The 20,843-nt window shown below is 62.9% G+C and carries 21 protein-coding genes; 11 read left to right on the top strand and 10 right to left on the bottom strand.

The genetic code is table 11. The annotated features are described in order from the left end of the window. Positions 1 to 36 precede the first annotated feature (36 nt). The 3 genes from rpe (at position 37) to trpE (ending at position 3,077) form a co-directional block, all read left to right on the top strand. A complete protein-coding gene (rpe, locus tag ACLCGK_RS12285) occupies positions 37 to 711 on the top strand; it encodes a ribulose-phosphate 3-epimerase (RefSeq protein ID WP_003260678.1) in 675 nt (224 codons plus the stop codon). Then, entirely contained in the window at positions 708 to 1,526 is an 819-nt protein-coding gene (locus tag ACLCGK_RS12280) for a phosphoglycolate phosphatase (protein WP_013970605.1), read from the top strand. Before rpe ends, ACLCGK_RS12280 begins: the two co-directional genes overlap by 4 nt. A 69-nt stretch (positions 1,527 to 1,595) precedes the next feature. Next, complete coding sequence (trpE, locus tag ACLCGK_RS12275) at positions 1,596 to 3,077, top strand: anthranilate synthase component I (RefSeq protein WP_410952082.1); 1,482 nt, start codon at positions 1,596 to 1,598, stop codon at positions 3,075 to 3,077. Positions 3,078 to 3,208: 131 nt separating this feature from the next. Here the strand turns inward: trpE and estP are convergent, their stop codons facing one another. Beyond that, complete coding sequence (gene estP / locus ACLCGK_RS12270) at positions 3,209 to 5,089, bottom strand: esterase EstP (protein WP_410952081.1); 1,881 nt, start codon at positions 5,087 to 5,089, stop codon at positions 3,209 to 3,211. 368 nt (positions 5,090 to 5,457) lie between these two features. Here estP and ACLCGK_RS12265 point away from each other — a divergent pair, with 368 nt between their 5' ends. The 4 genes from ACLCGK_RS12265 (at position 5,458) to ACLCGK_RS12250 (ending at position 8,828) form a co-directional block, all read left to right on the top strand. Further along, on the top strand, positions 5,458 to 6,051 hold the full coding sequence (locus ACLCGK_RS12265; protein WP_003259809.1) for an aminodeoxychorismate/anthranilate synthase component II: 594 nt from the start codon (positions 5,458 to 5,460) through the stop codon (positions 6,049 to 6,051). 9 nt (positions 6,052 to 6,060) lie between these two features. After that, positions 6,061 to 7,110 (top strand): anthranilate phosphoribosyltransferase, encoded by a 1,050-nt coding sequence (gene trpD / locus ACLCGK_RS12260; protein WP_013970609.1) that lies wholly within the window; start codon positions 6,061 to 6,063, stop codon positions 7,108 to 7,110. Next, entirely contained in the window at positions 7,107 to 7,940 is an 834-nt protein-coding gene (gene trpC / locus ACLCGK_RS12255; RefSeq protein WP_410952080.1) for an indole-3-glycerol phosphate synthase TrpC, read from the top strand. Before trpD ends, trpC begins: the two co-directional genes overlap by 4 nt. A gap of 183 nt (positions 7,941 to 8,123) precedes the next feature. Continuing rightward, a complete protein-coding gene (locus ACLCGK_RS12250) occupies positions 8,124 to 8,828 on the top strand; it encodes a biotin/lipoate A/B protein ligase family protein (protein ID WP_410952079.1) in 705 nt (234 codons plus the stop codon). Here ACLCGK_RS12250 and crp read toward each other — a convergent pair. Beyond that, entirely contained in the window at positions 8,825 to 9,469 is a 645-nt protein-coding gene (crp, locus tag ACLCGK_RS12245; protein ID WP_012270218.1) for a cAMP-activated global transcriptional regulator CRP, read from the bottom strand. The genes ACLCGK_RS12250 and crp overlap by 4 nt on opposite strands. A gap of 191 nt (positions 9,470 to 9,660) precedes the next feature. On the opposite strand from crp, the gene ACLCGK_RS12240 reads away from it, so the two are divergent. After that, positions 9,661 to 10,083: an OsmC family protein gene (locus ACLCGK_RS12240; RefSeq protein WP_410952078.1), complete on the top strand. Its 423-nt coding sequence runs from the start codon at positions 9,661 to 9,663 to the stop codon at positions 10,081 to 10,083. Positions 10,084 to 10,221: 138 nt separating this feature from the next. Here ACLCGK_RS12240 and ACLCGK_RS12235 read toward each other — a convergent pair whose 3' ends face one another. The 6 genes from ACLCGK_RS12235 to hemJ all read right to left on the bottom strand — a co-directional run bounded on the left by ACLCGK_RS12235 (position 10,222) and on the right by hemJ (position 14,648). Beyond that, entirely contained in the window at positions 10,222 to 11,262 is a 1,041-nt protein-coding gene (locus ACLCGK_RS12235) for a hypothetical protein (protein ID WP_015268737.1), read from the bottom strand. 10 nt (positions 11,263 to 11,272) lie between these two features. Then, entirely contained in the window at positions 11,273 to 11,920 is a 648-nt protein-coding gene (coq7, locus tag ACLCGK_RS12230; RefSeq protein WP_003258825.1) for a 2-polyprenyl-3-methyl-6-methoxy-1,4-benzoquinone monooxygenase, read from the bottom strand. Between the two features lie 65 nt (positions 11,921 to 11,985). After that, positions 11,986 to 12,324, bottom strand: coding sequence for a histidine triad nucleotide-binding protein (locus tag ACLCGK_RS12225; protein WP_085705561.1), 339 nt, complete (start codon positions 12,322 to 12,324; stop codon positions 11,986 to 11,988). Between the two features lie 63 nt (positions 12,325 to 12,387). Next, positions 12,388 to 13,170 carry an SDR family NAD(P)-dependent oxidoreductase gene (locus tag ACLCGK_RS12220; protein ID WP_085618970.1) on the bottom strand — a complete coding sequence of 261 codons (783 nt, stop codon included), beginning with the start codon at positions 13,168 to 13,170 and terminating at the stop codon, positions 12,388 to 12,390. Between the two features lie 67 nt (positions 13,171 to 13,237). Continuing rightward, complete coding sequence (locus ACLCGK_RS12215) at positions 13,238 to 14,194, bottom strand: NAD(P)H-dependent flavin oxidoreductase (RefSeq protein WP_410952077.1); 957 nt, start codon at positions 14,192 to 14,194, stop codon at positions 13,238 to 13,240. Positions 14,195 to 14,222: 28 nt separating this feature from the next. Continuing rightward, positions 14,223 to 14,648, bottom strand: a complete 426-nt coding sequence (gene hemJ, locus ACLCGK_RS12210; protein WP_003258833.1) for a protoporphyrinogen oxidase HemJ — start codon at positions 14,646 to 14,648, stop codon at positions 14,223 to 14,225. A gap of 141 nt (positions 14,649 to 14,789) precedes the next feature. On the opposite strand from hemJ, the gene argC reads away from it, so the two are divergent. After that, positions 14,790 to 15,824 carry an N-acetyl-gamma-glutamyl-phosphate reductase gene (gene argC, locus ACLCGK_RS12205; RefSeq protein ID WP_025337480.1) on the top strand — a complete coding sequence of 345 codons (1,035 nt, stop codon included), beginning with the start codon at positions 14,790 to 14,792 and terminating at the stop codon, positions 15,822 to 15,824. A gap of 146 nt (positions 15,825 to 15,970) precedes the next feature. Next, a complete protein-coding gene (gene erpA, locus ACLCGK_RS12200; RefSeq protein ID WP_015268740.1) occupies positions 15,971 to 16,321 on the top strand; it encodes an iron-sulfur cluster insertion protein ErpA in 351 nt (116 codons plus the stop codon). A 59-nt stretch (positions 16,322 to 16,380) separates the two neighbouring features. Here erpA and ACLCGK_RS12195 read toward each other — a convergent pair whose 3' ends face one another. After that, on the bottom strand, positions 16,381 to 17,472 hold the full coding sequence (locus ACLCGK_RS12195; protein WP_410952076.1) for an anhydro-N-acetylmuramic acid kinase: 1,092 nt from the start codon (positions 17,470 to 17,472) through the stop codon (positions 16,381 to 16,383). Positions 17,473 to 17,476: 4 nt separating this feature from the next. Further along, a complete protein-coding gene (locus tag ACLCGK_RS12190; protein ID WP_015268742.1) occupies positions 17,477 to 18,898 on the bottom strand; it encodes a peptidoglycan DD-metalloendopeptidase family protein in 1,422 nt (473 codons plus the stop codon). 213 nt (positions 18,899 to 19,111) lie between these two features. Between ACLCGK_RS12190 and tyrS the strand changes: the two genes are divergently transcribed. Continuing rightward, a complete protein-coding gene (gene tyrS, locus ACLCGK_RS12185) occupies positions 19,112 to 20,311 on the top strand; it encodes a tyrosine--tRNA ligase (RefSeq protein ID WP_013970622.1) in 1,200 nt (399 codons plus the stop codon). Positions 20,312 to 20,843: the final 532 nt, after the last annotated feature.

Below are 20,843 nucleotides of genomic sequence, written 5' to 3'. Positions count from 1 at the left end.
AATGCGCGCCACCGTGATTCTGCCAACAGGTGCGCCATGCAGCCCTACGCTATTGCCCCCTCCATTCTCTCCGCCGATTTCGCCCGACTGGGCGAGGACGTCGACAAGGTATTGGCCGCGGGTGCCGACATCGTCCACTTCGATGTCATGGACAACCACTACGTCCCCAACCTGACCATCGGCCCGATGGTCTGCACCGCCCTGCGCAAGTACGGCGTCACCGCCCCGATCGACGTGCACCTGATGGTCAGCCCGGTCGACCGCATCATCGGCGACTTCATCGAAGCTGGTGCCACCTACATCACCTTCCACCCGGAAGCCTCGCAGCACATCGACCGTTCGCTGCAGCTGATCAAGGATGGTGGCTGCAAGGCGGGCCTGGTGTTCAACCCGGCCACCAGCCTGGACGCCCTGAAGTATGTGATGGACAAGATCGACATGGTGCTGCTGATGAGCGTCAACCCGGGCTTCGGCGGGCAGAAGTTCATCCCTGGCACCCTCGACAAGCTGCGCGAGGCGCGTGCGCTGATCGACGCCAGCGGCCGTGATATCCGCCTGGAAATCGACGGTGGCGTCAACGTCAACAACATCCGCGAGATCGCTGCCGCTGGCGCCGACACCTTCGTGGCCGGCTCGGCAATCTTCAACGCCCCGGACTACCAGGAAGTCATCGCCAGGATGCGTGCCGAACTGGCTCAGGCCCGCCCATGAGCGGCTTCGAGCAGCTGTTCCCGGGGACGCTGCCCAGGCTGGTGATGTTCGATCTGGACGGTACCCTGATCGATTCCGTGCCAGACCTGGCCGCCGCCGTGGACCGCATGCTGCTCGAACTGGGGCGCCCGCCTGCCGGCCTGGAGGCGGTGCGCCACTGGGTGGGCAACGGTGCCCAGGTGCTGGTGCGCCGGGCGCTGGCCGGTGGCATCGACCACGCTGCCGTGGAAGATGCACTGGCCGACCAGGCGCTGGCGCTGTTCATGGACGCCTATGCCGAAAGCCACGAACTGACCGTGGTCTACCCCGGTGTGCAGGACACCCTGCGCTGGCTGCGCAAGCAGGGCGTGGAGATGGCTCTGATCACCAACAAGCCCGAGCGCTTCGTTGGCCCGCTGCTGGACCAGATGAAGATCGGCAACTACTTCCGCTGGATCATCGGCGGCGACACCCTGCCGCAGAAAAAACCCGACCCTGCGGCGCTGCTGTTCGTCATGCAGATGGCCGGTGTCACCCCGCAGCAGTCGCTGTTTGTCGGCGATTCACGCAGTGACGTGCTGGCGGCCAAGGCGGCTGGCGTGCAGTGCGTCGGCCTGACCTACGGCTACAACCATGGCCGGCCGATCCACGACGAATCCCCCAGCCTGGTGATCGACGACCTGCGTGCATTGCTGCCCGGTTGCGCAGACCCGGCCACTGGGATAACGTTGGCGGACCTTCAAGCCTCACAAGACAGAGAGTCCACCGTGGCGGTTACCGGCAAATTCTGGATGAAAGTCATCAAGGCCCTGGCCCGTTGGCGTTGGCGCGCCTGACTTCAGCCTGCCGGCGCGTGCCGGCCCGTCCGTTTGCCTGACCTATTGCTGCTTGCCACGAGGCTACCCATGACCCGCGAAGAATTCCTGCGCCTGGCCGCTGCCGGCTACAACCGCATTCCCCTGGCCTGCGAAACCCTGGCCGACTTTGACACGCCGCTGTCGATCTACCTGAAACTGGCCGACCAGCCCAACTCGTACCTGCTCGAATCGGTGCAGGGCGGCGAGAAATGGGGCCGTTACTCGATGATCGGCCTGCCGTCGCGCACCGTGATGCGTGTGCACGGCTACCACGTCAGCATCCTGCAGGATGGCGTGGAGGTGGAAAGCCACGATGTCGAAGACCCGCTGGCCTTCGTCGAAACCTTCAAGGACCGTTACAAGGTCGCCGATATCCCTGGCCTGCCGCGCTTCAACGGTGGCCTGGTCGGCTACTTCGGCTACGACTGCGTGCGCTATGTGGAAAAGCGCCTGGGCGCTAGCCCCAACCCGGACCCGCTGGGTGTGCCGGATATCCTGCTGATGGTGTCCGATGCGGTGGTGGTGTTCGACAACCTGGCGGGCAAGATGCACGCGATCGTGCTGGTCGACCCGGCTGAAGAGCAGGCTTTCGAACAGGGCCAGGCACGCCTGCAAGGCCTGCTGGAAACCCTGCGTCAGCCGATCACTCCACGCCGTGGCCTGGACCTGAGTGGCCCGCAGGCTGCCGAGCCGGAATTCCGCTCCAGCTATACCCGCGAGGATTACGAGAACGCCGTCGGCCGCATCAAGGAATACATCCTGGCTGGTGACTGCATGCAGGTGGTGCCGTCGCAGCGCATGTCGATCGACTTCAAGGCGGCGCCTATCGACCTGTACCGCGCGCTGCGCTGCTTCAACCCGACGCCGTACATGTACTTCTTCAACTTTGGCGACTTCCATGTGGTCGGCAGCTCGCCCGAGGTGCTGGTACGCGTCGAGGACAACCTGGTCACCGTACGCCCGATTGCCGGCACCCGCCCGCGTGGTGCTACCGAAGAGGCCGACCGCGCGCTGGAAGACGACCTGCTGTCGGACGACAAGGAAATTGCCGAGCACCTGATGCTCATCGACCTGGGCCGTAACGACGTCGGTCGCGTGTCCTCGACCGGCAGCGTGCGCCTGACCGAGAAGATGGTGATCGAGCGTTACTCCAACGTGATGCACATTGTGTCCAACGTCACTGGCCAGCTGCGCGAAGGGCTGACGGCGATGGACGCACTGCGGGCGATCCTGCCGGCCGGTACGCTTTCGGGTGCACCGAAGATTCGCGCGATGGAGATCATCGACGAGCTGGAGCCGGTCAAGCGTGGGGTTTACGGTGGTGCCGTCGGTTACTTCGCGTGGAACGGCAACATGGATACCGCCATTGCCATCCGTACCGCGGTAATCAAGGGCGGTGAGCTGCATGTGCAGGCCGGGGGCGGCATCGTTGCCGACTCGGTGCCGGCGCTGGAGTGGGAAGAAACCATCAACAAGCGCCGGGCGATGTTCCGCGCGGTGGCGTTGGCTGAGCAGACTTCGGCCAAATAAGTTGATCGGGGCTGCGTTGCAGCCCTTCGCGGGCATGCCCGCTCCCACAGGGAAATCACATGCTGCAAGGCCTGTGCAATACCTGTGGGAGCGGGCGAGCCCGCGAAGGGCCGCAAAGCGGCCCCATCAATTCAGAAGTCGACGCTGACGCCCAAACTCACTCCCTGCTGCGTCAATTCATCACTCTTGCGCCAGTTATAGTTACCGCGCAAATGCACCCCCGCCACCACTTCATGGCTCACCCCCAGGCTCGCCCGGGTCAGGTCGCTGTGCGGCGTATACCCTGTCAGGGTGAAGTCATTCGCCGGCAGGCTGGTCAGGTGCATCGTCACATCCTGCTGGTCATCCTCGAACTCATGCTCCTGCGCCACCTCGGCGAACAGCCGGGTACTCGGCAGCACCTGCACACTGCCCAGCAACCCCACACCCAAACGGCGTGATGTACGTTCCTGATCATCGAAGCCCAGCGCCGTCGAGCGCCCGCTTTTCTCGTCATAACCATCCACCTTCACCCGCGCATAGTCGGCGCTGATGAACGGCGCCAGCTGCCAGCTGCTGCTCTCGGCCGCCAGGTTGTAGCCCAGCCGCCCCGACACCGCCCAGGCCTCGCCATCGGTATCGCCCTTTTCGCTGCGGTCGTTCACGCCAAGGGCGAAGGTGCGCTTGAGGTCGCTGTAGTCCAGGTGCCCGGCGGTCAGCGCCGCGTCGGCCCACCAGCGGTCCTGGCGGTATTGGGCGAAGGCGCTGGCAAGGTAGCTGTCCAGCTTGTAGTCCGAATCCTGTGCGCCGGCTTCCAGCTTCTGCCGGTACACGCCACCGGCCAGGCCCAGGCGCCATGCATCGTTCAGGCGGTAGCTGCCGCCCAGGGTCAGGTTGTAGCCGCGGCCATCGCCGCTGGCCGCGCTGCGCTGGCCGTCGAAGTCCAGGTCCTGGGCGCCGGTGGCAACGAAGGCTTGCCACTGGCCAACTGCCTGCCAGGGTGTCTGCCACTGGTTGCGCAGTTCGTCCTGGTGGGCACGCAGGCTGGCGTGGGCCATTTCCGGAAGCAAGGTCAGTTCCCAGGGGGCGGCGATAATCGAATAGGCGTAGTCGGCAATCAGTTGCTGGCCGGCTATGGTCGGGTGGACCGAGTCGTTGAACAGCAGCTTGGTCGGGTCTGGCGTGGCGCCGTTGATACCGTACACCGGATTTTCCACACAGCCTTCGCCGCTGTAGCAGGTGCCGACCAGGTTCTGGCCGCTGGCCAGGCCGAACTGCTCGGGGCTGGCCAGCGCTTCGCTCAGCAGCACGGGGATGTTCAGCGGAATGATTTCGGCATCGATCTGCCCCAGCTGGCTGAGCAGGGACTGGTTGAACGCGCCGGACAGCAGCGACAGCGGGTTTTGTTGCGGCGTACCGCTGAAGTTCGGTGTCTGCCCGAGGTCGGGCAGCAGCCAGACCATGATGTAGCGGGCACCGCCTTGCTGCAGGGCCTGGGCGCTGGCGGCCAGGCGGGCGCCGGCGGCCACGGCATCGGCCGGGCTGTTGACCAGGCCTTGCAGGAAGTCATTGCCGCCGCCAGTCAGGTAATACAACGCGTTGGGGTCGGCGCGCAGGCCGTTGGCCAGGTAGCCCGGTTTATCACGCAGTACCTGCCCGGCGTCGGGGCGCCCTGGCGGGATGACGGTCTCGGAGGTAGTGGTGATCGAATCCAGGATCTGCTGGGTGGTGTAGCCACCGACTGCCCAGTTGTTGCCGTCGGGAAGGCCCAGCACCGGATTGACCGGGGAGGTGGAGGGGCCAAGCTCGGTCGGGCTCACACCAAGCCGCCCGCCCAGGATCATCGGTGACACTGGAGCATAACTGCCATTGGCATCGCGGTTGGTGAAGCGCACCCCGCCAAACTGCCCGGCGTCGCTGAGGCTGTCACCAAACACGATCATGCTGGAGTAGGGCGAGGGTGCCGCGAAGGCCTGGCTGCAGGCTAACGTCAATGAGGCGAGGGTAAAGCGCAATAGCGGTGCTTTTCGCATCAGGGAACATCCTTTTCTTTGTTTTTATCAGGACAACCCCATCGACCTTAGCAAATCGCAGTGCATCCCTCCCAAGTCCATTCGTTTCCCCGTGTTTACAGGCATATTGCGCCCGTCGCCCCGGTAGGCTACTGTGCCGGAACGTATGAGCGAGACCTATCCTGTGTTGATCGTCAGCAAACTCTTGATGCGCGTTATCAAGGCCCACGCCCGTTGGCGTTGGCGCGCCTGACTTTATCCCCTGCCGGCCCGTCCGGCCCGCCCCCGTTTGCCTTCCTGTCTACCGCCCCTGAATGGCCAAGCTGCGCCTTTGGCAGAAGCAGGAAGGTTCGAATTTTGAAGTCAGTAGATTCAAGAGGTTTAACCCGATGTTACTGATGATCGACAATTACGACTCATTCACTTACAACGTCGTTCAGTACCTTGGCGAGCTGGGTGCCGAGGTAAAGGTCATTCGCAATGACGAAATGACCATCGCCCAGATCGAAGCCCTCAACCCCGAGCGCATCGTCGTATCTCCAGGCCCGTGCACGCCGAGTGAGGCGGGCGTGTCCATCGAGGCCATCCTGCACTTTGCCGGCAAGCTGCCGATCCTTGGTGTATGCCTGGGCCACCAGTCCATCGGCCAGGCCTTTGGTGGTGATGTGGTACGTGCCCGCCAGGTGATGCACGGCAAGACCAGCCCGGTACATCACCGTGACCTGGGCGTGTTCGCCGGCCTCAACAACCCGTTGACCGTTACCCGTTACCACTCGCTGGTGGTAAAGCGCGAAACCTTGCCCGAGTGCCTGGAAGTGACCGCCTGGACCGCCCATGCTGACGGTTCGGTCGACGAGATCATGGGCCTGCGCCACAAGACGCTGAATATCGAAGGGGTGCAGTTCCACCCCGAGTCGATCCTGACCGAACAGGGCCACGAACTGTTCGCCAACTTCCTCAAGCAGACCGGCGGCCGCCGCTAAGGATCGAACATGGATATCAAGAGTGCGTTGAGCCGTATCGTCGGCCAGCTGGACCTTTCAACCGAAGAAATGCGCGACGTCATGCGCCAGATCATGACCGGCCAGTGCAGCGAAGCGCAGATCGGCGCCTTCCTGATGGGCATGCGCATGAAGAGCGAAAGCATCGACGAGATCGTCGGTGCGGTGTCGGTGATGCGCGAGCTGGCTGACAAGGTCGAACTGCAAAGCCTCGATGGCGTGGTCGATATCGTTGGTACCGGCGGTGATGGCGCCAACATCTTCAACGTGTCCACCGCCTCGTCGTTTGTCCTGGCGGCGGCAGGTTGCACTGTGGCCAAGCATGGTAACCGGGCGGTGTCGGGCAAGAGCGGCAGTGCCGACCTGCTGGAAGCCGCCGGCATCTACTTGAACCTGACGCCCACCCAGGTAGCCCGCTGCATCGACAGCCTGGGCATCGGCTTCATGTTCGCGCAAAGCCATCATTCGGCCATGAAGCACGCAGCCGGCCCGCGTCGCGACCTGGGGCTGCGCACCCTGTTCAACATGCTCGGCCCGCTTACGAACCCGGCCGGGGTGAAGCACCAGGTGGTCGGTGTATTCGCCCAGACCCTATGCCGCCCGTTGGCTGAAGTGCTGCAGCGCCTGGGCAGCAAGCACGTGCTGGTGGTGCACTCGAAAGACGGCCTGGACGAGTTCAGCCTGGCTGCACCGACCTTCGTCGCCGAACTGAAGAATGGCGAAATCACCGAATACTGGGTAGAGCCGGAAGACCTAGGCATGAAGAGCCAGAGCCTGCACGGCCTGGCCGTCGAGAACCCGCAGGCGTCGCTGGAGCTGATCCGCGATGCACTGGGCCGACGCAAGACCGAAAACGGCCAGAAGGCCGCCGAGATGATCGTGCTCAATGCGGGCGCGGCGCTGTATGCCGCTGACCATGCCATGAGCCTGAAAGCCGGTGTGGAACTGGCCCACGACGTACTGCACACCGGGCTGGCCTGGGAGAAGCTGCAGGAGCTGGGTGCCTTTACTGCAGTATTCAAGGTGGAGAACGAAGCATGAGTGTGCCGACGGTGCTGGAAAGGATCATTGCCCGCAAGTTTCAGGAAGTGGCCGAGCGCAGCGCGCGCGTCAGCCTCGCCGAACTGGAGGCCCTGGCCAAGGCTGCCGACGCCCCGCGTGGCTTTGCCAAGGCCCTGATCGAGCAAGCCGCGCGCAAGCAGCCGGCGGTGATTGCCGAAATCAAGAAAGCCTCGCCGAGCAAGGGCGTGATTCGCGAGCATTTCGTGCCGGCGGAAATCGCCGTCAGCTACGAGAAGGGCGGGGCGACTTGCCTGTCGGTGCTGACCGATGTGGACTACTTCCAGGGCGCCGACGAGTACCTGCAGCAGGCCCGCGCGGCGGTGTCGCTGCCGGTGATCCGCAAGGACTTCATGGTCGACCCGTACCAGATCGTCGAGGCCCGGGCCCTGGGCGCGGACTGTGTACTGCTGATCGTGTCGGCGCTGGATGACGTGAAGATGGCCGAACTGGCGGCCACGGCCAAGGATGTCGGCCTCGACGTGCTGGTGGAAGTGCACGACGGCGATGAGCTGGAGCGCGCGTTGAAAACCCTGGATACACCGCTGGTGGGGGTGAACAACCGCAACCTGCACACCTTCGAGGTCAGCCTGGAAACCACCCTCGACCTGCTGCCGCGTATTCCGCGTGATCGCCTGGCGATTACCGAGAGCGGCATCTTGAACCGGGCCGATGTGGAGCTGATGGCGATCAATGAGGTCTACTCCTTCCTGGTCGGTGAGGCGTTCATGCGCGCCGAGCAGCCGGGGCTGGAGCTGCAGCGGTTGTTCTTCCCGGAACAGGTGAAGAAGACTGTTCAGCAACTGGACTGATCAAATGAAGCCGGCGTTATTGCCGGCTTTTTTGTATGTCTGTAATGGCCCCTTCGCGGCGGTCGGACGCTTCGGCTCGCCCGCTCCCACAGGTTTTCCATCACCCTCGGGGTCTGTGGTAATCCCTGTGGGAGCGGGCGTGCCCGCGAAGAGGCCCTGAATAACAACATCAAAGGTGGATCAATGACCGATCAACCCCTGGCCCTGACCGTAGAACAAGGCCTGCACGCCGAACAGGAATTGCTGGCCGCCGTCTGCCGCGGGGAGTGCGACAGTGGCGTGCTGTTCTGGCGCCCGACCGACCACGCCCTGGTCATGCCCCGGCGCATGAGCCGTCTGGACAATTTCGAAGCCGCCTGCGCGGAGCTGGCGATTGCCGGCTGGCCGGTGCTGCTGCGCGAAACCGGCGGCGAACCGGTGCCGCAGTCACACTCCACGGTGAACGTAGCCCTGGTCTATGTTGCCCCCCGCAGCGAAGGAGACCACGGCCGTATCGAAAACGCCTACGAGCGCTTGTGCCTGCCGCTATGCGACGTGCTGCGCGAGTGGGGCGGGGTGGCGTCGGTGGGCGAAATCGACGGTGCCTTCTGCGATGGCCGCTACAACGTCAACCTCAATGGCCGCAAACTGGTGGGCACCGCCCAGCGCTGGCGCCAGGGGCTGGGTGGAAAGCGCCCGGTGGTGCTGGTGCACGGTGCGCTGCTGCTGGACAACGAGCGTGATTCGATGGTGGCTGCGGTCAACCGCTTCAATGAGTGCTGCGAACTGGAGCAGCGCTGCCGCGCCGATGCGCACATCGCCCTGCACGAAGTGGCGCCCGCGGCCCCATGGTTCGAGCGGCTGTCGCAGGCCTATGCCAAGGTGCTGACCGACCTGCCCAGAGACTAGCGGGTACCGTAGACCACCATGGTCTTGCCTTTGACCTGCACCAGGCTGCGTTCCTCAAGGTCCTTGAGGACGCGGCCGACCATTTCCCTCGAGCATCCTACGATGCGGCCGATTTCCTGACGGGTGATCTTGATCTGCATGCCATCGGGGTGGGTCATGGCGTCGGGTTGCTTGCACAGCTCCAGCAGGCAACGTGCGACACGCCCGGTAACGTCGAAGAACGCCAGGTCGCCGACCTTGCGCGTGGTGTTGCGCAGGCGCTGGGCCATCTGGCTGCCCAAGGCATAAAGGATTTCCGGGTCTTGGCGCGCGAGTTCGCGAAATTTCTCATAACTGATTTCGGCCACTTCGCATTCGGTCTTGGCGCGCACCCAGGCACTGCGCTGCTGTTCACCTTCGACTGGTTCGAACAGGCCCAGCTCGCCGAAGAAGTCGCCATTGTTGAGGTAGGCGATGATCATTTCATGGCCGTCATCGTCCTCGATGAGGATGGTGACCGAACCCTTGATGATGAACGACAGTGTCTCGGCCCGGTCGCCGGCGCAGATGATGTTGCTTTTTGCGGTATAGCGACGGCGCTGGCAGTGCACCAGCAGCTTGTCGATGTTCTTGATCTTGGCGGGTAGGGCGGAAGCAACCATCACGAAATCCTGTTCGATATGACGCATAGGCTTTTTATAAAGGTCGGCTGGCGGAACGCGCCAGTCATTTGGCGCCAGCTTATCAGACACTACAGGATGTTTCGGTACTAAACCGACACGACTCGTGCTTTTCCCACAGCCGTACAAGGTCTAAGCTGACACCCTTTTCCGAAAATCAGGAGTCCGGGTAGATGAAGGCACGTATCCAGTGGGCCGGTGAGGCGATGTTCCTCGGCGAATCGGGGAGCGGCCATGTCGTCGTGATGGACGGCCCGCCCGATGCCGGTGGCCGTAACCTGGGCGTGCGCCCGATGGAGATGCTGCTGCTGGGCCTGGGTGGCTGCAGCAGCTTTGACGTGGTCAGCATCCTGAAGAAGTCGCGCCAGGCGGTGGAAAGCTGCGAGGCGTTCCTGGAGGCCGAGCGTGCCAGCGAAGACCCGAAGGTGTTTACCAAGATCCACATGAACTTCGTGGTGAAGGGGCGTGGGCTGAAGGAAGCCCAGGTCAAGCGTGCGGTGGAGCTGTCGGCGGAGAAGTATTGCTCGGCTTCGATCATGCTCGAGCGTGCCGGGGTTGAGATTACCCACGGGTACGAGATTGTAGAGCTGGGTTGAACAGCAAATTTTGGGGGCTGCGTTGCAGCCCATCGCCGGCAAGCCAGCTCCCACAGGGATAGCACATGGCTTGAGGTCAATGCGGTCGAGGTGGGAGCTGGCTTGCCGGCGATGGGGCGCAGAGCGGCCCCAACAATTTCAGCTGCGAAGCGCCGGCAGCGCAGCCCGCACCCATCCCGGCAAACAATCGCGCATCACCCGGCTCAACCGCTCCCGCCGCTTCTGGTAAACCAGCCCCAGCCCGATAACCCCCAGCCCGATCAGGGTCACCACCACCGGGAACAGCAGCGAGTCGGCAAACACCTCGTACGACAGGTACCCCAGGTAAGCCGCCACACCCAACGCCCCGAACACCATGAACACCGGCCGGCGCAACAGCACCGCCATACCCATCAGGGCAATATTGATCAGGCAGTACAGGGCCTTGCCCAACTCACTGCCGCTGTCCACCAGCGTCAGCCCGCCCCAGAATGCCGCCAGCCCGGCCAGGTAGCCCCAGTGGGCATAGTCTTCGCGGGTGCGGCCGTCCACACCAACAAAAAACACCAGCAAGCCCAGACCGAACCACAGCGAAACCTCGCGGCGCTGTTCCCAGCTGAATGGCGAGCCGAAGAACCATTCGCTCAAGTCCATTGACATGAACCACAGGGCGACGGCAATCGGCATGACGATAAACGGGTAGGGGATCAGCCTCAGCATCAACAGCCCGGCAAGTACCGTGGCTGCTTCCATTGCCAGCCAGCCGCCCTGCACGTAGGTGTAGTACTGGTGATAGTTCGCCTGCGCATCATCCATTGGCCACCAGCCGACCAGCCGTTCGATGGCGAACACCGCCAACGGCACGATGCTGACCGCCACCGCCGCCAGCACCCCGGCCGCGACGGGCTGTACGCGCCGTTGCAGGTTAACGGCGAACAGTGTGAGCAGCAGAATATAGAGGCTGGCGATGAGCAGCAGCGCCCAGTCGCCGATGCGCATCCAGGCTTCGGTGAGCAACCAGCCCATGGCTGCCATGATCAGCATGGCGCCGAAGTAGAACGCGACATGGGCCAGCTGGAAGCTGCCACGCTGTGCTGGTCGCTGGCGCAGGAACGCCAGCAGGGCCTGGTCCTGGCCCGGCTGGAGAATGCCGGCTTGCACGGCGCGCGCCAGGTCCTTGGCGTCGAAACGGTCCGTCATGGTGATGCCTTCAGATACGGTAGGTACTCTTGGTCATGACTTTGGCCAACAGGCTCATGCCAAAACGGACTGGGGCAGGGAAGCGATAACCGCCGGCTTCCAGTGCAGACTCGGCGTGCTGTTCCTCGTCGACGCGCATCTGTTCGAGGATGGCCCGGGACTTTTCGTCTTCCTGCGGAATCTGCTCCAGGTGCTCGTCGAGGTGCTTGCACACCTGATGCTCGGTGGCGGCGACGAAGCCAAGGCTGACCTTGTCGCTGACCAGCCCGGCGAGTGCACCGATACCGAACGACATGCCGTAGAACAACGGGTTGAGCACGCTGGGGTGGCTGTTCAGTTGGCGAATGCGCTGTTCGCACCAGGCCAGGTGGTCCACTTCTTCCTCGGCGGCGTGTTCCATGGCCTTGCGCACTTCGGGCAGCTTGGCGGTCAGGGCCTGGCCCTGGTACAGCGCCTGGGCGCAGACTTCACCGGTGTGGTTGATACGCATCAACCCGGCAACATGGCGGGCCTGCTGTTCGTCAAGGTCGACGTCCGGCTGGACGATGGCCGGCGAAGGGCGGGCGGGTTGGCCGCTGAAGGGCAGCAAGGTGCGCATGGCGGTATCGGCCTGCAGCAACAAGCGGTCGAGCGGCGAGTAGTGACGTTCGGTAGCCATCGGGCACCTCCGCAAGAATGTGCCCGACAGTTTACCGCAATAGTGGCAGGGTCGCTTGCCGTGGATCAGCCCGGTGGCCAGTGCATCTGGCGCTGGCCAAGCACGTGCATGTGGATGTGGTAGACGGTCTGGCCGCCTTTCGGGTTGCAGTTCATGACCACGCGGAAGCCTTCCTCGCAGCCTTGCTCGACGGCCAGGCGCTGGGCGGTGAACAGGAGGTGGCCAGCCAGGGCCTTGTCCTCTTCGGTCAGGTCATTGAGGGTACGGATGTGCTTTTTCGGGATGACCAGAAAATGTACTGGTGCCGCAGGGGCAATGTCCTTGAAGGCCAGGATCTGGTCATCTTCATAGATGATATCCGCCGGTATTTCCCGGTTGATGATTTTGAGGAATAGATCGTCCACAGCACTAACTCCATGGTGAGGGTCGGGCCGAGTGTACTCAGCCGGGCGCCGCTCGCCCAGTGGCTATTCCATGCCGACCGGGCAATAGCGGCGGTGGATGGCCCCGGCCAGCTTGCGCACCAGCCAACGCGGCAGCAGGCGCGGGGCGAACGCCAGCCAGCGATTACGCCGGCCGGGCAGTATCAGTGCGCGGTTCTTGTCCAGCGCGCGCACGGTGTACAGCGCCACTTCCTCAGGGCTGAGGCAGCGTGGCTTGCCATCCAGCCGCGGAATGCGTCGGCGCGAGGAGCGCACCGGGCCGGGGCACAGTACCGAAACCTTGATGCCGGTGCGCTTGAGTTCTTCACGCAAGGCCTGGGAGAAGCTCAGTACATAGGCCTTGCTAGCGGCATAGGCGGCCATCCACGGGCCAGGCGCCACCCCGGCCAGGCCCGCGACATTGAGGATCTGTCCGCCGCCCTGCACGGCCATCAGGTTACCGATGGCGTGGCACAGGCGGCTCAGGGCCAGCACGTTGACTTCCAGCAAGTCCTGCTCGTCCGCCCACTCATGGGCCAGGAATGGCCCGTAGGTGCGCAGGCCGGCACAATTGACCAGCAGGTCTATACGTCGCTCGCCTTCCTCCAGTTCAAGCACGAAGCCTGACAGGCGTAACGGTTGGCTGAGATCGCAGGCGCGGAATAGCACCTCGACACCGAAGCGTTGGGTCAGTTCGATGGCCACCGGCTCCAGCGTTTCACGCTGGCGAGCCACCAGGATCAGGTTGCGCCCGCGCCGCGCCAGGGCTTCCGCCAGGGCGAGGCCCAGGCCGCTGGAAGCACCAGTGATCATGGCGTAACGGGTCATGCAAGGCTCCTGGGGGCTGAAGAGGGCGCCTAGTGTACAGCTTGGCCAGTCAAGGTGTTGCCTTTTGCTACAAGGTACGGGCGCGCAGGGCCTGGCAGCGTTCCAGGGCGTCCCGGTACTCGTCATGCAGCCGTCCGATCAGCGCGCTGGCGCTGGGCAGGTCGTCTATACCGCCGACCCCCTGGCCCGCCGACCACACGGTCTTCCAGGCCTTGGCTTCGTCGTCGATCGGCTTGAGCTTGCCTTGCTCATGGCCGCCCTTGATGGCGTTCATGTCATAGCCGGCCTGTTCCAGGCTCGGGCGCAGGAAGCTGGCGGGGACGCCGGACACCGCCGGGGTGTGGACGATATCGGCGGCATGGGAATCGAGCAGCATCTGCTTGTAGGCGCTCGGGGCCTGGCTTTCTGCGGTGGCGATGAAGCGGGTGCCCATGTACGCAAGGTCCGCACCCAGCATTTGCGCGGCGAGGATCTCGTGGCCGTGGTTGAGGCAACCGGCCAGCAGCAGGGTCTTGTCGAAGAACTGGCGGATCTCCGCGGCCAGGGCGAACGGGCTCCAGGTGCCCGCATGGCCGCCTGCGCCTGCAGCAACGGCGATCAGGCCATCGACACCGGCTTCGGCGGCTTTCTCGGCATGGCGGCGGGTGGTGACATCGTGGAACACCAGGCCACCGTAGCCATGCACGGCATCGACCACTTCCTTCACCGCGCCGAGGCTGGTGATGACGATCGGCACGCGGTGTTCCACGCACAACGCCAAGTCGGCCTGCAGGCGCGGGTTGGTCGGGTGGACGATCAGGTTGACGGCATAGGGTGCTGGCGCCTGCAGCTGTGCCAGGCCTGCCTCTATTTCCTCCAGCCAGGCCTTGAAGCCGGTGCTGTCGCGCTGGTTCAGGGCCGGGAAGCTGCCGACCACGCCGCTGGAGCAGCAGGCCAGTACCAGCCTGGGGTTGGAGATCAGGAACATCGGTGCGGCAACCACGGGCAGGCGCAGGCGTTGTTCGAGGGAGGCAGGTAACGACATGGCAAGGCTCCTTGAGCGGGTGGCTATGTCAGAACGGTTTGACCACCACCAGAATTACGATACCCAGCAGGAACAGCACGGGCACTTCGTTGAACCAGCGATAGTAGACGTGGCTGCGGGTGTTGCTGCCGCTGGCGAAGCGCTTGCGCTGGGCGCCGCACATGTGATGGTAGACGGTCAGCAGGATGACCAGGGTCAGCTTGGCATGCAGCCAGCCCTGGCTGAGCCAGCCGGGCGTGAGATAGAGCATCCACGCGCCGAACACGTAGGTGGCGATCATCGCCGGGTTCATGATGCCGCGAAACAGCTTGCGCTCCATGGTCACGAAGCGTTCCTGGCTGATGCTGTCCTGGCTTTGGGCGTGGTAGACGAACAGCCGCGGCAGGTAGAACAGGCCGGCGAACCAGCAGACCACGCTGACGATATGCAGCGCTTTGATCCATAGGTAAAGCATGGGGGAGTTCCTTCAGGTATTCACGGTCGTCAGATAGTAGTGGTCAAGCGCCCGAAGGGTCACCCGAAGAGTTGTTACAGGCGCCTTGCGCCCCTATTATCGTGCGCTTTCCAGACGGCTCGTTGATAAGGGGCAAGCGTTATGATCAAGGTCGGTATCGTCGGCGGCACGGGTTACACCGGCGTCGAACTGTTGCGTCTGCTGGCACAGCATCCACAGGCCGAAGTGGCGGTCATCACTTCTCGCTCCGAGGCGGGCGTTGCAGTGGCGGACATGTACCCGAACCTGCGCGGCCACTATGACGGGCTGGCGTTCAGCGTGCCGGACAGCAAGACCCTGGCCGCCTGCGACGTGGTGTTCTTCGCCACCCCGCACGGTGTTGCCCACGCCCTGGCTGGCGAACTGCTGGCGGCCGGTACCAAGGTGATCGACCTGTCGGCCGACTTCCGCCTGCAGGACGCCGCCGAGTGGGGCAAGTGGTACGGCCAGCCGCACGGTGCGCCAGAGCTGCTCAAGGACGCGGTATACGGCCTGCCTGAAGTCAACCGCGAGAAGATTCGCCAGGCACGCCTGATCGCTGTGCCGGGTTGCTACCCGACCGCCACCCAACTGGGCTTCCTGCCGCTGCTGGAAGCTGGCCTGGCCGACCCGTCGCGCCTGATCGCCGACTGCAAGTCGGGTGTCAGCGGCGCTGGCCGTGGTGCGGCGGTGGGCTCGCTGTTCTGCGAGGCCGGCGAAAGCATGAAAGCCTACGCAGTGAAGGGCCATCGCCACCTGCCGGAAATCAGCCAGGGCCTGCGCCTGGCCGCTGGCAAGGATATCGGCCTGACTTTCGTGCCGCACCTGACGCCAATGATCCGTGGTATCCATGCAACCCTGTACGCTACCGTCGCCGACACCTCGGTGGACCTGCAGGCGCTGTTCGAGAAGCGTTACGCCGATGAACCGTTCGTCGACGTGATGCCGGCTGGCAGCCACCCGGAAACCCGCAGTGTGCGCGGCGCCAACGTCTGCCGCATTGCCGTTCATCGCCCGCAAGGTGGTGACCTGGTGGTGGTGCTGTCGGTGATCGACAACCTGGTCAAGGGCGCGTCCGGCCAGGCGGTGCAGAACCTCAACATCCTGTTCGGCCTGGATGAGCGCATGGGCTTGTCACACGCGGGCCTGCTGCCGTAAGCCGCCAGCGTTCAAAAAGGCCCGCGTCGTGCGGGCCTTTTTGTAGGTCGCGACTAAAGCCGCACAATTCTTGACCGATTTTCTCGGGAAAGCGGATAATGCGCGTCATCGAGTTTTATGGCGGCTACCACGCCGGGAGAATCAACATGAGCGTCGAAACCTTCACCCCCACCGCTTTGGAATTCACCCACGGCGCTGCGCAAAAGGTGAAGAACCTGGTTTCCGAGGAAGGCAACGATCGTCTGAAGCTGCGCGTGTTCGTCACCGGTGGCGGCTGCTCGGGCTTCCAGTATGGCTTCACCTTCGATGAGGACGTGGCCGAAGACGACACCATCGTCGAGCGCGAAGGTGTTTCCCTTGTGGTCGACCCGATGAGCTTCCAGTACCTGGCCGGCGCCGAGGTGGATTACCAGGAAGGCCTGGAAGGCTCGCGCTTCGTGATCAAGAACCCGAACGCTGCCACCACCTGTGGCTGCGGATCCTCGTTCTCGATCTGAGGCCTGGCCATACGAAAACGCCGCGCAATTGCGCGGCGTTTTGCTTTCTGGCGTAACGTTCAGGCCGGGTAGATTGCGCCGAGTACGCGCAGGCCCTTGGCCGCTGTCACGCTAGGCCGATTGGCAGCGATGCCTTCCAGGCAGCAGTGGGCCAGCCAGGCGAAGGCCATTGCTTCGACCCAGTCCGGGTCCACGCCATGGACGCCGGTGCTGGCGACACGGGCGTCGGGCAGCAACTGGCCAAGGCGTGCCATCAGGGCGCCGTTGCGCGCACCGCCACCGCAGACCAGCAGCGCTTCGGTGCCTTGCTGGGCGTTGCTCAACGAGTCGATGATGCTGCGTGCGGTCAGTTCCAGCAAAGTTGCCTGTACGTCCTCGTCGCGGTAAGCGGGCAGGCGGGCCAGGTGACCTTCCAGCCAGGACAGGTTGAATACTTCGCGACCGGTGCTCTTCGGGCCGATTCCGGCGAAGAACGGGTCGGCCAGCAGTGCGCTGAGCAAGTCGGCTTGCACCAAGCCCGAGGCAGCCCAAGCCCCATCCGCATCGTAGGCCTGGCCGCGCTTGCGTTCGATCCAGGCATCCAGCAGCACGTTGCCCGGGCCGCAGTCGAAGCCGTGGACTGGCTTGTCGTGTTCGATCAGGCTGAGGTTGCTGAAGCCGCCCACGTTGAGAATTGCCAGGCGCTGGCCCAGATGGCTGAACAGGGTTTCATGGAAGGCCGGCACCAGTGGCGCACCTTGTCCGCCGGCGGCCACATCGCGGCGGCGGAAGTCGGCTACCACGCTGATACCGGTAAGCTCGGCCAGCAGCGCCGGGTTGCCGATTTGCACGGTAAAGCCGCGTGCAGGTTCGTGGCGAATGGTCTGGCCGTGGCTGCCGATGGCGCGGATGGCTCCGGCCGGCAGTCCTTGCCTGGCCAGCAGTTGGCAGATGCCTTCGCCTGCCAGGCTGGCCCAGCGGTTTTCCGCCAGTGCAGCGCGGGCGATCTCGTCAGGGCCGCTGCTGCAAAGGCCCAGCAGTTCTTGGCGCAGGTCGCCGGGCATGGGCAGGTAGTGGGTGGCGAGCAGTTCGAGTTGCTCGCCTTGTTCAATCAAGACAATGTCCAGGCCATCGAGGCTGGTGCCGGACATCACCCCCAAGTATAGCGCCATGTGCTTAGCGCTTGTTCGCTGCGAGCAGGGTGGCCTTTTCCTGATCCATGCGGGCGATCAAGGGCTGGCTCTGCTGCAGGAAACGCTGGCGTTCGTTCCTGGCAATCGGGTCGGCCATCGGCACTTTCTGGCTCAGCGGGTCAACGTGCACACCGTTGACCTGGAACTCGTAGTGCAGATGCGGTCCGGTGGACAAGCCGGTGGTACCGATGTAGCCGATGATCTGGCCCTGCTTGACCGAGCTGCCGGTCTTGATGCCCTTGGCAAAGCCCTGCATGTGGCCATACAGCGTCTTGTAGCGGTTGCCGTGCTGGATGATCACGGTATTGCCGTAACCACCGCGACGCCCGGCCAGTTCGATGCGGCCGTCACCGGCTGCCTTGATCGGAGTGCCGCGTGGGGCGGCGTAGTCGACGCCTTTGTGGGCACGGATCTTGTTCAGGATCGGATGCTTGCGGCCGGCAGAGAAGCGCGAGCTGATGCGGGCGAAGTCGACCGGGGTGCGGATGAATGCCTTGCGCAGGCTGTTGCCATCTGCGGTGTAGTAACTGGTGTTGCCCTGCTTGTTGGTATAGCGCACGGCGGTGTAGGTCTTGCCGCGGTTGGTGAAGCGCGCGGAGAGGATGTTGCCGGTACCGACGACCTTGCCGTCCATCACCTTCTGCTCGTAGACCACGTCGAATTCATCGCCCGGGCGGATGTCCTGGGCAAAATCGATGTCGTAACCCAGCACGCGAGCCATGTCCATGGTCATGCTGTGGGACAGGCCGGCACGTTGGGCCGAGGCCGACAGCGAGCTTTTGATCACGCCGTGGGCGTAGGCGGTACGCACAACCGGCTTACTGATCTCGCGGTTGAAGGTATAGCCCTTGTCGGTCTTGGTCAGGCGAATGGTTTCGAGGTTGCTGACCTTGCTGTGCAGGCTGGCCAGCTGGCCGTCCTTGTCAAGCTCGAACTGCAGCACCTGACCATGCTTGAGCTGGCTGAACTGCTTGGCCTGCTTGTTGCTGGCCAGAAGGTCGTGCACCGCGTTGCTCGGCAGGCCGACCTTGGCGAACAGTGTGGACAGGGTGTCGCCACGGGCCACGGTGACTTCGCGGTGGCTGGGCTGCTTGGCAGCTTCGACGACCGGTTCGGCCGCAGGGGCTTCCTGCTCGGCCTTCTGGGTCTCGGGGGCGGCCTCTTCGATCTGGGCGAATGGTGAGCCTTGCTCACCTTCTGCCTGCACCAGGGGCGCAGCGCGGGATTCGTCCTTCAACTGCTCGGCAGGGCTCTCCAGCTCGAGGTTGAGGGTGGTTTTCTTGGCTTCCACTTCGCTGGAAGGAAACACCAGCAGGGCCAGGCTGAGCAGGGCGGCTATGCCGCTGGCGGCCAACAGATGGCTTTTCGGATAAAGCGGGGGCGCTTTAGGCGGTTCGTTGGTCATGGGCAAGGTGACTTTGAAAAAGGTGAAATGGAAAAGATGAATGACATGATGAAGATGAAATAACTGTATAAAATATAACCAAAACCATTTTCACGCAAGGGCGCGTAGACGCCGCAAGCCCGGGCTCGGGTCACATTCCTTTGCGAAACTTGTAATTGACGGCCGATCTTGTATGGTTGGCTCCCCCTGAATCTGAGCCTTGCGGGTTTGTCTATGAAGTCGGTTGAAGAGCAGCTGGCGCTTATCAAGCGCGGCGCGGAAGAAGTACTGGTCGAGTCGGAACTGGTGGAGAAGCTCAAGCGCGGCCAACCTCTGCGCATCAAGGCCGGCTTCGACCCGACCGCGCCTGACCTGCACCTTGGGCACACGGTGCTGATCAACAAGCTGCGCCAGTTCCAGGATCTGGGGCATCAGGTCATCTTCCTGATCGGTGACTTCACCGGCATGATCGGCGACCCGAGCGGCAAGAGCGCCACGCGCCCGCCGCTGACCCGCGAGCAGGTGCTGGAAAACGCCGAGACGTACAAGCAGCAGGTGTTCAAGATCCTTGACCCGGCCAAGACCGAGGTTGCATTCAACTCCACCTGGATGGACAAGCTGACTCCGGCTGATTTCATTCGACTGGCGTCGCAGTACACCGTGGCGCGCATGCTCGAGCGCGATGACTTCGACAAGCGCTACACCACCAACCAGCCTATTGCCATCCACGAGTTCCTGTACCCGCTGGTGCAGGGCTATGACTCGGTGGCACTGAAGGCTGATGTCGAACTCGGTGGCACTGACCAGAAGTTCAACCTACTGATGGGGCGTGAACTGCAGCGCGCCTATGGCCAGGAGGCGCAGAACATCGTGACCATGCCGCTGCTCGAAGGGCTCGACGGCGTGAAGAAGATGTCCAAGTCGCTGGGTAACTATGTAGGTATCCAGGAAGCGCCGGGGGTTATGTACAGCAAGTTGGTGTCGATCCCGGATACCCTGATGTGGCGCTACTTCGAGCTGCTGAGCTTCCGTTCCATGGAAGAGATCGAGCAGTTCCGTACCGACGTCGCCAATGGCGCAAATCCACGCGACATCAAGATCAAGCTGGCGGAAGAGATCGTTGCACGCTTCCATGGCGAAGAGGCTGCGGCCAATGCTCACCGTGCCGCGGGTAACCGCATGAAGGAGGGCGAGTTGCCGGAAGATCTGCCGGAGGTCGAAGTGGCTGCGGCTGAAAGCCTGCCAATTGCTGCCGTGCTGAATCGGGCTGGCCTGGTGAAGAACTCGGCCCAGGCGCGTGATTTGCTGAGTGGTGGTGCGGTCAAGGTTGATGGTGCGGTGGTCGATCGTGACTTCGTGTTTGCGCTGGGTGCAACCCATGTGTGTCAGGCGGGCAAGAAGTCGTTTGCCCGGGTTACCCTCAAGGCTGAGTGATAGTCGGTAGGTGTAGCTATATAGAAGCGGGGAGGCCGACAGGCCTCCCCGCTTTGTTTTTCAGCGATATTAAAGTTTCTTGAAATTAAGGGTTGACGGGGTTTCGAATCCCCTTATAATGCGCCCCACTTCCAGCGACGCCGGAACGACAAACTCCTTGAGATTCAATGGGTTAGGTAGTCAGGGCGAAGTTGAAAGGGCTACGATCGAATGATCGCCAGCGGCTGAGATGATGGTTGACAGCGCTTCTAAACGCTGTATGATTCGCCTCCCGCTACGAGAGATCGCAGCGAGTCAAGTGTTTGAGGCTAAACGAGTTTCTCGCAAAAAGCTTCAAAATAAACGCTTGACAGCAAATGAGGAAAGCGTAGAATGCGCGCCTCGGTTGAGACGAAAAGCTCTTAACCAAACGCTCTTTAACAAATCGAATCAAGCAATTCGTGTGGGTGCTTGTGAGTACGGACTGATAGTCACAAAGATTATCAGCATCACAAGTGGCCATGCGAGAAATCACATAGTCATTTGAGATTGC

The organism is Pseudomonas sp. S1(2024) (genome assembly GCF_046557535.1).
Note: the sequence above shows the minus strand (reverse complement) of the source record. Positions and strands in the feature narration are given on the sequence as shown.

Bases quoted from the DNA above. Each gene is read 5' to 3' on its own strand.
- rpe (WP_003260678.1), top strand. From the start codon at position 37: ATGCAGCCCTACGCTATTGCCCCCTCCATTCTCTCCGCCGATTTCGCC.
- ACLCGK_RS12280 (WP_013970605.1), top strand. From the start codon at position 708: ATGAGCGGCTTCGAGCAGCTGTTCCCGGGGACGCTGCCCAGGCTGGTG.
- trpE (WP_410952082.1), top strand. From the start codon at position 1,596: ATGACCCGCGAAGAATTCCTGCGCCTGGCCGCTGCCGGCTACAACCGC.
- estP (WP_410952081.1), bottom strand. From the start codon at position 5,089: ATGCGAAAAGCACCGCTATTGCGCTTTACCCTCGCCTCATTGACGTTA.
- ACLCGK_RS12265 (WP_003259809.1), top strand. From the start codon at position 5,458: ATGTTACTGATGATCGACAATTACGACTCATTCACTTACAACGTCGTT.
- trpD (WP_013970609.1), top strand. From the start codon at position 6,061: ATGGATATCAAGAGTGCGTTGAGCCGTATCGTCGGCCAGCTGGACCTT.
- trpC (WP_410952080.1), top strand. From the start codon at position 7,107: ATGAGTGTGCCGACGGTGCTGGAAAGGATCATTGCCCGCAAGTTTCAG.
- ACLCGK_RS12250 (WP_410952079.1), top strand. From the start codon at position 8,124: ATGACCGATCAACCCCTGGCCCTGACCGTAGAACAAGGCCTGCACGCC.
- crp (WP_012270218.1), bottom strand. From the start codon at position 9,469: ATGGTTGCTTCCGCCCTACCCGCCAAGATCAAGAACATCGACAAGCTG.
- ACLCGK_RS12240 (WP_410952078.1), top strand. From the start codon at position 9,661: ATGAAGGCACGTATCCAGTGGGCCGGTGAGGCGATGTTCCTCGGCGAA.
- ACLCGK_RS12235 (WP_015268737.1), bottom strand. From the start codon at position 11,262: ATGACGGACCGTTTCGACGCCAAGGACCTGGCGCGCGCCGTGCAAGCC.
- coq7 (WP_003258825.1), bottom strand. From the start codon at position 11,920: ATGGCTACCGAACGTCACTACTCGCCGCTCGACCGCTTGTTGCTGCAG.
- ACLCGK_RS12220 (WP_085618970.1), bottom strand. From the start codon at position 13,170: ATGACCCGTTACGCCATGATCACTGGTGCTTCCAGCGGCCTGGGCCTC.
- ACLCGK_RS12215 (WP_410952077.1), bottom strand. From the start codon at position 14,194: ATGTCGTTACCTGCCTCCCTCGAACAACGCCTGCGCCTGCCCGTGGTT.
- hemJ (WP_003258833.1), bottom strand. From the start codon at position 14,648: ATGCTTTACCTATGGATCAAAGCGCTGCATATCGTCAGCGTGGTCTGC.
- argC (WP_025337480.1), top strand. From the start codon at position 14,790: ATGATCAAGGTCGGTATCGTCGGCGGCACGGGTTACACCGGCGTCGAA.
- erpA (WP_015268740.1), top strand. From the start codon at position 15,971: ATGAGCGTCGAAACCTTCACCCCCACCGCTTTGGAATTCACCCACGGC.
- ACLCGK_RS12195 (WP_410952076.1), bottom strand. From the start codon at position 17,472: ATGGCGCTATACTTGGGGGTGATGTCCGGCACCAGCCTCGATGGCCTG.
- ACLCGK_RS12190 (WP_015268742.1), bottom strand. From the start codon at position 18,898: ATGACCAACGAACCGCCTAAAGCGCCCCCGCTTTATCCGAAAAGCCAT.
- tyrS (WP_013970622.1), top strand. From the start codon at position 19,112: ATGAAGTCGGTTGAAGAGCAGCTGGCGCTTATCAAGCGCGGCGCGGAA.